The 12,552-nt window shown below is 70.9% G+C and carries 12 protein-coding genes and 1 pseudogene; 8 read left to right on the top strand and 5 right to left on the bottom strand.

Annotation, left to right across the window (positions count from 1 at the left end; all coding sequences use genetic code 11):
• Positions 1–33 precede the first annotated feature (33 nt).
• The 3 genes from ACF09J_RS09585 (at position 34) to ACF09J_RS09575 (ending at position 2,715) form a co-directional block, all read left to right on the top strand.
• A complete protein-coding gene (locus tag ACF09J_RS09585; protein ID WP_392304818.1) occupies positions 34–465 on the top strand; it encodes a hypothetical protein in 432 nt (143 codons plus the stop codon).
• 355 nt (positions 466–820) lie between these two features.
• Positions 821–1,444: a tetratricopeptide repeat protein gene (locus ACF09J_RS09580; protein ID WP_392304817.1), complete on the top strand. Its 624-nt coding sequence runs from the start codon at positions 821–823 to the stop codon at positions 1,442–1,444.
• Complete coding sequence (locus tag ACF09J_RS09575; protein ID WP_392304816.1) at positions 1,441–2,715, top strand: glycosyltransferase; 1,275 nt, start codon at positions 1,441–1,443, stop codon at positions 2,713–2,715. The genes ACF09J_RS09580 and ACF09J_RS09575 overlap by 4 nt, the downstream gene beginning before the upstream one ends.
• 80 nt (positions 2,716–2,795) lie before the next feature.
• Here ACF09J_RS09575 and rfbD read toward each other — a convergent pair whose 3' ends face one another.
• The 5 genes from rfbD to ACF09J_RS09550 all read right to left on the bottom strand — a co-directional run bounded on the left by rfbD (position 2,796) and on the right by ACF09J_RS09550 (position 9,168).
• Positions 2,796–3,713, bottom strand: coding sequence for a dTDP-4-dehydrorhamnose reductase (gene rfbD / locus ACF09J_RS09570; RefSeq protein WP_392304815.1), 918 nt, complete (start codon positions 3,711–3,713; stop codon positions 2,796–2,798).
• Positions 3,710–3,859 (bottom strand): hypothetical protein, encoded by a 150-nt coding sequence (locus ACF09J_RS09565; protein ID WP_392304814.1) that lies wholly within the window; start codon positions 3,857–3,859, stop codon positions 3,710–3,712. The genes rfbD and ACF09J_RS09565 overlap by 4 nt, the downstream gene beginning before the upstream one ends.
• A gap of 185 nt (positions 3,860–4,044) precedes the next feature.
• Positions 4,045–5,730 (bottom strand): hypothetical protein, encoded by a 1,686-nt coding sequence (locus ACF09J_RS09560; RefSeq protein ID WP_392304813.1) that lies wholly within the window; start codon positions 5,728–5,730, stop codon positions 4,045–4,047.
• Positions 5,731–6,146: 416 nt separating this feature from the next.
• Positions 6,147–7,091 (bottom strand): glucose-1-phosphate thymidylyltransferase RfbA, encoded by a 945-nt coding sequence (rfbA, locus tag ACF09J_RS09555; RefSeq protein WP_392304812.1) that lies wholly within the window; start codon positions 7,089–7,091, stop codon positions 6,147–6,149.
• Positions 7,092–7,314: 223 nt separating this feature from the next.
• The gene (locus tag ACF09J_RS09550; protein ID WP_392304811.1) at positions 7,315–9,168 is read right to left on the bottom strand and encodes a phosphoenolpyruvate carboxykinase (GTP); all 1,854 of its coding nucleotides are present in this window, start codon (positions 9,166–9,168) and stop codon (positions 7,315–7,317) included.
• A gap of 289 nt (positions 9,169–9,457) precedes the next feature.
• Between ACF09J_RS09550 and ACF09J_RS09545 the strand changes: the two genes are divergently transcribed.
• The 5 genes and pseudogenes from ACF09J_RS09545 to ACF09J_RS09525 all read left to right on the top strand — a co-directional run bounded on the left by ACF09J_RS09545 (position 9,458) and on the right by ACF09J_RS09525 (position 12,523).
• Positions 9,458–10,171 (top strand): hemolysin III family protein, encoded by a 714-nt coding sequence (locus tag ACF09J_RS09545; protein ID WP_392304810.1) that lies wholly within the window; start codon positions 9,458–9,460, stop codon positions 10,169–10,171.
• A 113-nt stretch (positions 10,172–10,284) separates the two neighbouring features.
• The gene (locus tag ACF09J_RS09540; protein WP_392304809.1) at positions 10,285–10,467 is read left to right on the top strand and encodes a hypothetical protein; all 183 of its coding nucleotides are present in this window, start codon (positions 10,285–10,287) and stop codon (positions 10,465–10,467) included.
• Positions 10,468–10,565: 98 nt separating this feature from the next.
• Positions 10,566–10,931: pseudogene (locus ACF09J_RS09535) on the top strand (MFS transporter); the annotation flags it as partial.
• Between the two features lie 187 nt (positions 10,932–11,118).
• Entirely contained in the window at positions 11,119–11,757 is a 639-nt protein-coding gene (locus tag ACF09J_RS09530; RefSeq protein WP_392304808.1) for a TetR/AcrR family transcriptional regulator, read from the top strand.
• Positions 11,758–11,791: 34 nt separating this feature from the next.
• Positions 11,792–12,523 carry a Mut7-C RNAse domain-containing protein gene (locus ACF09J_RS09525; RefSeq protein ID WP_392304807.1) on the top strand — a complete coding sequence of 244 codons (732 nt, stop codon included), beginning with the start codon at positions 11,792–11,794 and terminating at the stop codon, positions 12,521–12,523.
• Positions 12,524–12,552: the final 29 nt, after the last annotated feature.

Genomic DNA, 12,552 nt, shown 5'->3' with positions numbered 1-12,552 from the left:
GATGTCTTCTGTCAGAGCACAGGAGGCCATCCCATGTACGAACCGATCCGCACCGGGCCCTCCGGCAGGTCCGTCCAGAGCCCGATGGCCGGCGCCACCTCCGACTTCCCCCACCGCTCCCGCGAGGAGGAGCTGGACATCCAGCTCGCGGGCCATCTCGCGGCGCTGCTCGCCGTCACGGACGAGCTGCGCGCGCTGACCCCCTCCGCCGACCTGGACACCGCGGCCGAGCGGCTGACCGAGCAGGTGGCCCGGCTGGGCGGCGGCCAGGCCCCGGCCCGCGCGTCGGTGGCCGCCGCCCGCGAACCGTCGGCGCTGCACCGGCGGGCGCACGCGCTCGCCGGCCGCGCGCTCGTCGTCGCCGCCTCCCGGGCGGACACCGCGGCGGCGATCCTGGCGGCCGAGCGGATGGACGCGCACGCGGCCGCGCAGGGCGAGCCGCGGAAGCCGATCGCCGCCGGCTGATGCCCGGCCCCCGCCGGGGGCTCCATGACCGGCCCCGGTCCGCGCGCACCCGCAGCGACGCGCGGACCGGGCGCCATGAACACACAACACCGGACACACCCCACCGGACCCGCACACCGCGGCGCCGCTCTCCCTGCGTACAAGCGGGGCGTTTCATGCGTACATTCGAGTGGTCTGTGCGCCCCACACGCCTGCCGAACGGCGACGCCGACAAGTCGGCCTCGTAACGTCGGCGCACATGACGGTGGTTCGGACTCCAGCCCGTCGGCACCGGTAGGACCCGTCCCCTTGGGCCCCGGCCGCACGAGAAGAGCCACCTCAGTCCGTCCCTCACTATTCCACGAAATGTGACAAAGTGAAACGTAGGCGATTGTGGGTGACGCTCGTCGGTGTGGGCGCCGTTGCCGCCGGGGTGACCTCCTGGGCGATCACATCCCACCCGATGACCGCGAACGCCCCGGCATCCAAGGCCACGCAGGCCCGCAAGGCGCAGGAGGCGGCCACGCTGCTGCAGGCGGGCAGCCTCCAGGTGCAGTACCGCGATTACGGCGGGGCGACCCAGACCTTCCGGCGCGTGCTGGAACTCGATCCGCACAACAAGGTCGCCTGGTACGACCTCGGTGTCGTCGCCCAGCAGGAAGGCAGGGCCGGTGACGCCCGTAAGGCCTACGACGAGGCGCTGAAGATCGACCCGAAGTACGCCTCGGCCCTCTACAACAAGGCGGTCCTGCTGAAGCCGAGCGACCCCGGCCAGGCCGTCGGACTCCTGCGACGCGCCATCGCCGCCACGCCCAGGGCCGCCACGGCCCATCTCCAACTCGGCCTGATCCTGGCCCAGAAGGACCGCGACGACGAAGCCGAGGAGGAGTTCGGCCGTGCCGTCGCGGTCGACCCCTCGCTGCACTCCGCGGTCCCGGAGGAGTTCCGGGACAAGGTAAGCCCCACACCGACATCGAGTCAGGCAGGTGCCACCAGATGACGTCGACTGCGACACCGAGGTTCTCCGTCTTCACCCCCAGCCACCAGCCCCGCTTCCTCGATGAGTGCCTCAAGACCCTCCAGGCGCAGACCTGCGCGGACTGGGAGTGGATCGTCCTGCTCAACAACGGCGCCCGGTGGCGGCCCGAGCAGGAGGACGACCGGGTCCGCGTGGAGATCGCGGACGGCATCAGCGGCGTCGGGGCGGCCAAGCGCAGGGCCTGCGAGCTGGCCCGCGGCGAGATCCTCGTCGAACTCGACCACGACGACCTCCTGGCGAAGGCCTGCCTGGCCGAGCTGGGCAAGGCGTTCGACGCGCAGCCCGAGGCCGTCCTGGTCTACAGCAACACCGCGCAGATCACCGAGGACGGCAAGCGGGACAACTCCCGATTCAACGAGGCGCACGGCTGGAAGTTCGAGGAGGTGCGGGTCGACGGCCGCAAGCTGCTCCAGGCCGTCTCCATGGAGCCCACGCCGCACAACGTCGCCTACATCTGGTACGCGCCGAACCACGTGCGGGCGTTCCGCAAGGAGAGCTACGAGAAGGCCGGCGGGTACGACGCCTCCCGCACCGTGCTGGACGACCAGGACCTGATGTGCCGGCTGTTCCACATCGGCGACTTCCACCACATCGACCGCTGCCTGTACCTCCAGCGGATGCACCCGGCGAACACCCAGCGCGACCCGGAGATCAACGCGCACATCCAGCGCGAGACCGTCGCCCTGTACGACAAGTACATCGAGGCCAACGCCCTGGCCTGGACCCATCGCCGCGACCTGCTCGCCCTGGACCTCGGCGCGGCCCACCGCAAGCCGCCGGGCTACCTGGGCGTGGACCAGTACCCGGGGGACGGCGTCGACATCGTCGCGACCCTGCCCGGCAAGCTGGACCTGCCCGACAACTCCGTAGGCCTGATGCGGGCGGTGGACTTCCTGGAGCACGTGCCCGCGAAGGTGCCGCTGATCAACGAGCTGTACCGGCTGCTGGCGCCCGGCGGGATGCTCCTCACCATGACGCCCAGCTCCGACGGCCGGGGCGCGTACCAGGACCCGACCCACGTCGCCTACTACAACGAGAACTCCTTCTGGTACTACACGGACAACCAGTACCGCGCCTTCGTGCCCGAGATCCAGGCCAGGTTCCAGTCCTCGCGCCTGGTCACGTACTTCCCCAGCGAGTGGCACTCCCGGAACAACATCTCCTACGTCGTCGCGAACCTCATCGCGATGAAGGAGGGCGCCGAGCGGTGCGGAGGACCGCTGCTGGTCTAGGGCCGCACGGCGTGCGGGCGCCCCGGCGGACCGTGAGGTCCCGCCGGGGCGCCTTTCGTCGTCCGGGCCCGGCCGGCCGGTCAGGCCGGCAGACGGGCGAGGTTCGCGCGGGCGGCGGCGGCCAGGGCCGCGAAGGACGGCTCGGCCAGGGCCGCGGTCAGCTGATCGTCCCACCGTTCGAGGGGCGGCAGTCCGCAGCGGCCCCAGTTGTCGTGCCCGAGGACGCCGAACGCCGGACGGGCCGCCGGGCGCGGGAACGTGTCCGAGCCGACCGGGCGGATCCGCTGCGGATCGAGGCCGGCGAGGCGGAAGGTCTCCCGCGCCAGGTCGTACCACGTGGTGTGGCCCTCCGCCGTGCCGTGGTACGTGCCGGCCGGTGCCCGCCCGGCCAGGGCCGCACGGCCGAGAACCGCCAGACGCCGGGCGAGGGCGCGGGACCAGGTGGGCTGTCCGTACTGGTCGGACACCACATCCAGGCTCTGCCGCCGGGCCGCGAGTTCGAGCATGGTGGTCACGAAGTTGCGGCCGTGCGCGCCGTAGAGCCAGGCGGTGCGCACGATGTAGCCGGTGTGCGGCAGCAGTTCGGCGACGGCGCGCTCGCCCGCCAGCTTGCCGCGCCCGTACGCGTTGACCGGTCCCGTGGGTGCGTCCTCGGGGTAGGGGCTGCGGCCCTCGCCCGGGAACACGTGGTCGGTGGAGACGTGCAGCAGGAGCGCGCCGGTCTCCGCGCAGGCCCGCGCCAGGTGGCGTACGCCCGTGCCGTTGACGGCCGTTGCCGCCGTCTCGTACCGCTCGGCGCCGTCGACGTCCGTCCAGGCGGCGCAGTTGACGACCACGCGGTGTCCCCGGACGGCCTCGCGCACGGCGGCCTGATCAGTGATGTCCAGCCGCTCGCGGCCCGGTGCGCTCACCACGGCGTCCGGGTCGGCGGCGAGTTCGGCCGGCACGTCCTGCCCGAGGAGCCCGCGGGCGCCGGTCACCAGCCATCCGGTGCTCATCGCAGCCCTGCCCGCGCCAGGTTCGCCTCGGCGCCGGAGGTGAGTCCGTCGAGGACGGTGATCCGCGCCGTCGGGTCGGGGGCCGACCGCCGGCGGACGTAGTCCGAAGCGATGAATCCGGCGCCGCCGGTCACAAGGATGCGCATGGTTCTCCGATGGTGTCGCGGCCCAGCGTTCGGACACCGGCGGCTGGGCCCGTTGAGGCCGATGCCGTCGCATGCAGACGTGACACGGCGGACGGTGCCCGCGAGGCCGAGACCTCGCGGGCACCGTCGCACGTTCCGAGGTGGGGGACGGCCGGCACCGCGCCGACCCGCCACTCACCCGTCGGTCACGGGCTGCAGATCACGTAGGCCGTGACATCAGTGCCGTCGTTGCTGGTCGCCTGCCACCCCGTGGCGGGGGACCCGCCGACCGGAGCGCTCTGGCTCGCGGAGGAGGTGGCGGTGGCGTCCTGGTAACCACCGCCGAGCGCCGACTGGCCGGCGGGGCAGGTGGCCGTCGACTGCGGACCGGCGACCCCGGTCACGACGGTGGTGGCCACCGCGCCCTGGGTTCCCTGGGTTCCCTGGGTTCCCTGCGGGCCCTGGGCGCCGATGTCGCCCTGCGGACCCTGAGCACCGAGTCCACCCTGCGCGCCGATTTCGCCCTGCGGACCCTGAGCGCCAATGTCACCCTGCGCACCCTGAGCACCGATAGCGCCCTGCGCACCAATGACACCCTGCGGACCCTGAGCACCGATATCGCCCTGAGCACCCTGCGCACCAAGGCCACCCTGCGCGCCGATTTCGCCCTGCGGACCCTGAGCACCAATGTCACCCTGCGCACCCTGAGCACCGATAGCGCCCTGCGCACCAATGACACCCTGCGGACCCTGAGCACCGATGTCACCCTGAGCACCCTGCGCACCAAGGCCACCCTGGGCACCAATGTCACCCTGCGGACCCTGAGCACCAATGGCACCCTGCACGCCCTGGACACCGGGAAGACCTGTCAGACCGATCTCGCCCTGCGTACCCTGCGGACCCTGAACACCGATGCCGCCCTGGGGGCCCGTGGCACCGGTGTCGCCCTGCGGTCCCTGGACGCCGGGGATGCCCTGCTCGCCGGGCACGCCCTGCGGGCCGATGGGACCGGTGTCGCCCTGCGGACCCGTGGCGCCGGTCAGGCCGGTCGCGCCGGTGGCACCCTGCGGACCCATCGGACCGGTCAGGCCCGTGGCACCCGTGGCACCGGTGTCGCCCTGCGTACCCTGCGGACCCGTGGCGCCGGTGGCGCCGGTGGCTCCCTGGTCGCCCTGCGGACCGGTGGCACCGGTCAGGCCGGTCGAGCCGGTCGCACCCTGCGGACCCATCGGACCGGTCAGACCCGTGGCACCCGTGGCACCGGTGTCGCCCTGCGCACCCTGGACGCCGGGGATGCCCTGCTCGCCGGGCACACCCTGCGGGCCGATGGGACCGGTGTCGCCCTGCGAACCTTGTACGCCGGGGACACCCTGCGAACCCTGAACGCCGGGGACACCCTGCTCGCCGGGCACACCCTGCGGACCCTCGACACCGGGGACACCCTGGTTGCCCTGGGTTCCCTGCGGACCCATGGAACCGGTGGCACCGGTGACGCCCTGGGTCCCCTGCGGGCCCTGAGCACCGGGCACACCCTGGGTTCCCTGCGGGCCCTGGGGACCCCGGCCGGGGCCCCCGGGACCCTGCGGACCGCGGTCGCCCCTGGAACCGCGGTCGCCCTTGTCGCCCTTCGGGCCCCGCTTGCCTTCCTTGCCCTGCGGACCCTGCGGGCCCCGCTTGCCCGCCGGCCCCTGGGGACCGCGGTCGTGGTGGCCCCTGTCGGCCCATGGGTCGTTGGAGTCGGAGGTGACCACCGCACTGCGATCGCTGGACCTCTCGATCGCGTTGGCGATGGCAACCGTGCTCGGGGCAACGTTGAGCGCCATGGCCAGCGCGCCCGCCGATACGAGCGTGGCCGACCTCAGACGTGAACTTCGGATCGTTCTACGGTTCAAGAGAACCTTCCTCAGGAACTGGGAGGGATCAAACCGCAAGCACGCGCACTCGGTGCGCTTCGTTCGCATGCGGGTCACGTGCCCTTGGCCACGGACGAGGTCATTCTTTACTCACGGTGACGAAAATTTGCGGAGCAAACACAGGGCATGATCAGGAATCACCCGAGCAGCCTCAATACCTTCGGAATCCCCGCGCGATTCCCCGGCGCACATTCCCCGGCCTCGTTTCCCCTTCGTCGATTGTCCGGCCGCGATTCCTCACGCCGCTTTCACCCGCCTCTTTCATGCGGGCGAATTCCGCCGAACGCACTCGCCTCGGACGGATTGCTCCCGTGTTCACGTCGCGGCGCACATCCCGCGAACACATATATGCGACCGTGAACGCGCTCACGCACGACTCCTTTCCGACAGGGTCGTCACGCGGGCACGCCCGGCCCGGCGCCCAGCAGTTCCTCCCGGCGCGATCCGCCGCCCGGCTGGGGCATGACGACGGACCGGTGGTCCTCGAGGAGACCCAGCAGATAATGGCCGTATCCGCTCTTGAGCAGCGGCTCGGCCAGTTCGCGGAGCCCGGCGTCGTCGATCAGACCGGCCCGCCAGACCGCCTCCTCGACACAGCCGATCTTGAAGCCCTGGCGTTCCTCGACCACGCGGACGTACTCCGAGGCCTGGACCATCGACGCGAAGGTCCCCGTGTCCAGCCACGCCGTGCCGCGGTCGAGCCGGACGACGTGCAGGTTCCCGGACTCCAGGTAGGCGCGGTTGAGGTCGGTGATCTCCAACTCGCCCCGGGAGCTGGGCCGCAGGCTCCGGGCGATGTCAACGACCTGATGGTCGTAGAAGTACAGTCCGGGCACGGCGTACCGGGACCTGGGCCGGGCCGGCTTCTCCTCGATGGACAGGGCCCGGCCCAGTTCGTCGAACTCCACGACGCCGTAGGCCGAGGGATTGGCCACCGGGTAGGCGAAGACCCTGCCGCCCCTCAGGTCCGCGTTGCGGGCCAGCCGGGTGCCGAGGCCGCTGCCGTGGAAGATGTTGTCGCCCAGGATCAGGGAGACCGGCTCGCCGCCGATGAAGTCGGCCCCCAGCAGAAAGGCCTGGGCGATCCCCTCCGGGCGTTCCTGCGTCATGTAGTGGAGCCGCAGGCCGAGTTGGCTGCCGTCGCCGAGCAACCGGCGAAACTGCCGCTGGTCTTCCGGGGTGGTGATGATCAGGATCTCCCGGATTCCGGCCATCACCAGTGTGGAAAGCGGGTAATACACCATGGGCTTGTCGAAGACCGGCAGGAGCTGCTTCGACACCGTGCGGGTCAAGGGCCACAGTCGCGAGCCGGTACCTCCGGCCAACAGGATTCCGCGCATGGCATCACCATAGGCGAATTGCCCCTGAATACCGCTTTTGGGCGCGGCTCGCCGCGTCCGCGCCGGGCACCGCCAGCACACCATCGCGCGCACGCCGAGGAGGCCGGGTGCGCACGCCGTTGTGCGCACCCGGCCTCTCGGGTTCGTCGCCGCGGCCGGCCGGGACGACGTTGCAGGTCAGGGCAGGTCGGTCAGCCGGCCGCGGGGCTCGAGGGGATCCTCGTCAGCCCAGGCGCTCGACGAGCGCGCGGTACTGGTCCCACAACTCCTCGGGCGTGTGGTCGCCGAAGGTGTTCAGGTGCTCGGGGACCAGTCCGGCCTCCTCGCGCCATACGTCCTTGTCGACCGTGAGCAGGAACTCCAGGTCGGACTCGGACAGTTCGAGGCCGTCGGTGTCCAGGGCCGCCTTGGTCGGCAGGACGCCGATCGGGGTCTCGACGCCCTCGGCGGCGCCGTCCAGGCGCTCCACGATCCACTTCAGGACGCGGCTGTTCTCGCCGAAGCCGGGCCAGACGAACTTGCCCTCGTCGTTCTTGCGGAACCAGTTGACGTAGTAGATCTTCGGCAGCTTGGACTGGTCGCCGTCACGCTGCTCGGCGGCCTTGCCGACCTCGATCCAGTGGCCCATGTAGTCGCCCATGTTGTAGCCGCAGAACGGCAGCATGGCGAACGGGTCGCGGCGCAGCTCGCCGACCTTGCCCTCGGCGGCCGCCGTCTTCTCGGAGGCGACGTTGGCGCCGAGGAAGACGCCGTGGTTCCAGTCGAAGGACTCCGTCACCAGCGGCACCGCGGAGGCGCGGCGGCCGCCGAAGAGGATCGCCGAGATCGGCACGCCCTTGGGGTCCTCCCACTCCGGCGCGATGATCGGGCACTGCGCGGCGGGCGTGGTGAAGCGGGCGTTGGGGTGGGCGGCGGGCGTCCCGGACGCGGGGGTCCAGGAGTTGCCCTTCCAGTCGGTGAGGTGCGCCGGGGTCTCCTCCGTCATGCCCTCCCACCACACGTCGCCGTCGTCGGTGAGGGCGACGTTGGTGAAGACCGAGTTGCCCCACAGCGTCTTCATGGCGTTGGCGTTGGTGTGCTCGCCGGTGCCGGGCGCGACGCCGAAGAAACCGGCCTCGGGGTTGATCGCGTACAGCCGGCCGTCCTCGCCGAACCGCATCCACGCGATGTCGTCACCGATGGTCTCGACGGTCCAGCCCGAGATCGTGGGCTCCAGCATGGCGAGGTTGGTCTTGCCGCAGGCGCTCGGGAACGCGGCGGCGACGTACTTGGCCTCACCGGTGGGCGGGGTGAGCTTGAGGATCAGCATGTGCTCGGCCAGCCAGCCCTCGTCGCGCGCCATGACGGAGGCGATGCGCAGGGCGTAGCACTTCTTGCCGAGCAGCGCGTTGCCGCCGTATCCGGAGCCGTAGGACCAGATCTCGCGGGCCTCGGGGAAGTGCGAGATGTACTTGGTGGAGTTGCACGGCCAGGGGACGTCCTCCTGGCCCGGCTCCAGCGGGGCGCCCAGGGTGTGCACGGCCTTGACGAAGAAGCCGTCGTCGCCGAGCTCGTCCAGCACCGGCTGCCCCATGCGGGTCATGGTGCGCATGGACACCGCGACGTAGGCGGAGTCGGTGATCTCGACGCCGATCGCGGACAGCGGCGAGCCCAGCGGGCCCATGCAGAACGGCACGACGTACATCGTCCGGCCCTTCATCGAGCCGCGGAATATGCCTCCCTCGCCCTCCGCCTCTGCCCCCTGGAAGATCTCCCGCATCTCGGCGGGCGCCTTCCAGTGGTTGGTCGGGCCGGCGTCCTCCTCCTTCTCGGAACAGATGAACGTCCGGTCCTCCACGCGGGCCACGTCGGACGGGTCCGACGCCGCATAGTAGGAGTTGGGGCGCTTGATCGGGTCGAGTTTCCGGAAGGTGCCCTTCCGGACGAGCTCCTCGCACAGTCGCTCGTACTCGGCCTCGGATCCGTCACACCAGACCACTCTGTCCGGCTGCGTCAGTTCGGCGATCTCATTGACCCACGAGATCAGTTCCTTGTGGTGGGTGGGGATGACGGGGGGAGCCGCGATGTCGCGCGCCACGATCGCTCCTAAATGAGGGGTTTTTTGTCTTGTCGCCCCGTGGGGGCTGCGACCCGGACGCTTCGTAGCCGCTCATCCGGGGCCGACCGCACTCATTTGATCATCCGACGAGAGCGCCCATCTGTCCAGGGGGCGTCACAGGTGAGCGACGTGAGTAATGCCACGATTTCCGGGATTCTTTGCGTCCACGTTGGGTTCGGCTGAAGGTCTTTTTGCGTTCGGCCCGGTCACCGGCGTTCACGGTCCGGGTCTGACACACGACTTACGGTGGCGTCGGTACGATGCGCGCATGACTGCGTCCGCCTCCGACGCGCCTCTGGACACGCCGGTCACCGGCCGCGGTCCGGTCGCGCCCACCCTGCCGCACCCGGTCAAGCCGAAGCTGCGCGGCTGGCTGCATCTCGGCATGTTCCCGGCCGTACTCGTCGCGGGGCTCGCACTCACCGCACTGGCCGGATCCACCCGCGGGCGGATCGCCTGCGGGATCTACGTCCTCACCGCCTGCCTGCTCTTCGGCGTCAGCGCCCTGTACCACCGGGGCAACTGGGGCCCGCGCATGGGGGGCGTGCTGCGCCGGCTCGACCACGCCAACATCTTCCTGATCATCGCGGGCACGTACACGCCGCTCACCCTGCTGCTCCTGCCCGGCACCAAGGGCCAGTGGCTGCTGTGGGGCATATGGGGCGCGGCGGCCGTCGGCATCGTCTTCCGCGTCTTCTGGGTCGGCGCCCCGCGCTGGCTCTACACCCCCTGCTACATCGCGATGGGCTGGGCGGCCGTCTTCTTCCTGCCGGACTTCCTGCGCACCGGCGGCATCGCCGTCCTGGTCCTGGTCGTCGTCGGCGGTCTCCTCTACAGCGCGGGCGGCATCGTCTACGGCATCAAGCGGCCGAACCCGTCGCCGGGCTGGTTCGGCTTCCACGAGGTCTTCCACTCGTTCACGCTCGCCGCCTTCGTGGTGCACTACGTGGGCATCTCGCTGGTGGCGTACCAGCACGCGTAACGCGTCACCCACTCCCCTTCCAGCCACGGCTCGCACGAGCCGTGGCCGTTTTCGTGCGCGCGCAAGCCGATGCCGATTGACATAGCCTTGCTTTTGAGGGCAACTCTCATTTCATGGTTACTCACGCGGAAGACATGCGGCGCGATCCCCGCCGCTGGTGGGCGCTCGGGGCCCTGGTCGCGAGCATGCTCGTGCTCGGCTTCGACATGACGATCCTCAACGTCGCACTGCCGACCATGGCGAAGGACCTCGGCGCCACCAACGGACAGCAGCTGGGTGTCCCCCCAGGCGTTTAGCACTGGGGGAGGATGGTGGACGCGTACGTCGTCGTCTTCGCGGCGCTGATGCTCAGCACGGACAGGGCGAGCGGCATGACCAGGGCCCGCCGATCCCCATGACCGCGCGGGCGGCGATCACCGCGTGCACGTCCCCGGCCATGCCCTCGCTGTTCGGGCCCGAGGAGTGCACCAAGGCCGTCGGCGTCATCTCGGCCGCCTCCGCGCTCGGCCTGCCGCTCGGCCCGATCATCGGCGGCTGGCTGCTGAACCACTTCTGGTGGGGCTCGGTGTTTTTGATCAATGTGCCCATGGCCGCTATCGGTGTGGCGGCGTGCGTCTTCCTGCTCCCCTGCTCGGCAGCCTCCTGGCGAGCGCCTTCCGGCAACGGCTCCACGTCACCGGGCTGCCGGCCCCCGCCGCGCACACCGCCGAACGGTCCGTGGTCGCGGCACACCTCGTCGCCGAGAGGACGGGTTCGGCGCACCTGGCGGCATCCGCGAACGGCGCGTACGTGCACGGCATGGGCCTGGTGCTGCTGGTGGGCGGCATCGCCTCGGTGGCGGCGGCGCTGCTGGCGGCCGCGTTCCTGCCGGGCGGCGCCCGCGGCACCGTGGGGGCCGAGCCGGAGGAGGACCCGGCCATGGCCCGACCCAGACCCGATGCCGGACAATGACCATCATGACGGCCGCACGTACCACCACCCCAGCCGATCGCCCCCCGATGGGGCTGAGGGAACGCAAGAAGCTCAAGACCCGGCAGGCGATCCGTACGGCGACGTACGCGCTGATCGAGGAGCAGGGGTACGACGCCACGACGATCGAGCAGATCGCCGACCGCGCCGAAGTGTCGCCGTCGACCGTCTTCCGTTACTTCCCGACCAAGGAGGACATCGTCCTCACGGACGAGTACGACGCGATCATGCCGGAGGAGCTGCGGGCCCGGCCCGCCGACGAGCCCTGGATGGACTCCCTCCGGCACGTGATGCACAAGGCCCTCGCGCTGGGAATGACCGACGAGCCCGAGGTGTCCCGGCTGCGCGCCCGGCTGGGCGTCCAGGTGCCCGCGGTCCGCGCCCGGATGATGGAGAGCATGTCGGAAGCCGGCCTGCCCATCCGCCAGGCCATCGCGACCCGCACCGGCCTGGACCCGGACAGCCTGGAGGTGCGGGTCTTCGCCATGTCCCTCATGGGCGGCCTGATGGAGGTCTCCCTGTACTGGGCCGAGAACGGGTGCCAGGGCGAGCTGAGCGACCTCATGGACCAGGCCATGGACGTCCTGGAACACGGCCTCCCCACCGGAAATCCGTGAGCCCGCGGCCCCTCGCCCGTGCCATCCTGACCGGGTGAACGGTCCCGAGATCCACGTCGGGTTCGACCCCGGCCTGCACCTGTTCGTCCCGCACACCCGGCGCCGCGGCACCACCGCGGTCGTCACGGACGGCGTCTCGACGCTCGGCCACGTCGTGGAGTCCCTCGGCGTGCCGCTCACCGAGGTCGGCGCCCTGGTGGTGGACGGCCGTGAGGTTCCGGTGTCGTACGTGTCGCGGGCGGACGAGACGGTCCAGGTGTACGCCGTCGCACGCCCCCAGCGGGTCCCCGGCGCTCCCCTGCGCTTCCTCCTCGACGTGCACCTCGGCACCCTCGCCCGCCGGCTGCGCCTGCTGGGCGTCGACACGGCGTACGAGTCCACCGACATCGGCGACCCGGCGCTCGCCGCCCGCTCGGCCGCCGAGAAGCGGGTCATGCTCAGCCGCGACCGCGGCCTGCTGCGCCGCCGTGAACTGTGGGCCGGCGCCTACGTCTACAGCACCCGCCCCGAGGAGCAGCTCCAGGACGTCCTCGACCGCTTCCGCCCCGAGCTGCGCCCGTGGACCCGCTGCACCGCCTGCAACGGCCTGGTGCGGGAGGCCACGAAGGACGAGGTCGCCGACCAGCTCGAGCACGGCACGCACCGTACGTACGACGTCTTCGCCCGCTGCCTCGACTGCGGCCGCGCCTACTGGAAGGGCGCCCACCACGACCAGTTGGAGGCCATTGTGGAACGCGCCCTGGCGGGGTACGCCGACCCGGGCTGACGTCCCTCCCGAGCGGGCGCCCGGTGCCC

The sequence above is a fragment of the Streptomyces sp. NPDC014889 genome (assembly GCF_043081205.1).
Taxonomy (GTDB): domain Bacteria; phylum Actinomycetota; class Actinomycetes; order Streptomycetales; family Streptomycetaceae; genus Streptomyces.
Note: the sequence above shows the minus strand (reverse complement) of the source record. Positions and strands in the feature narration are given on the sequence as shown.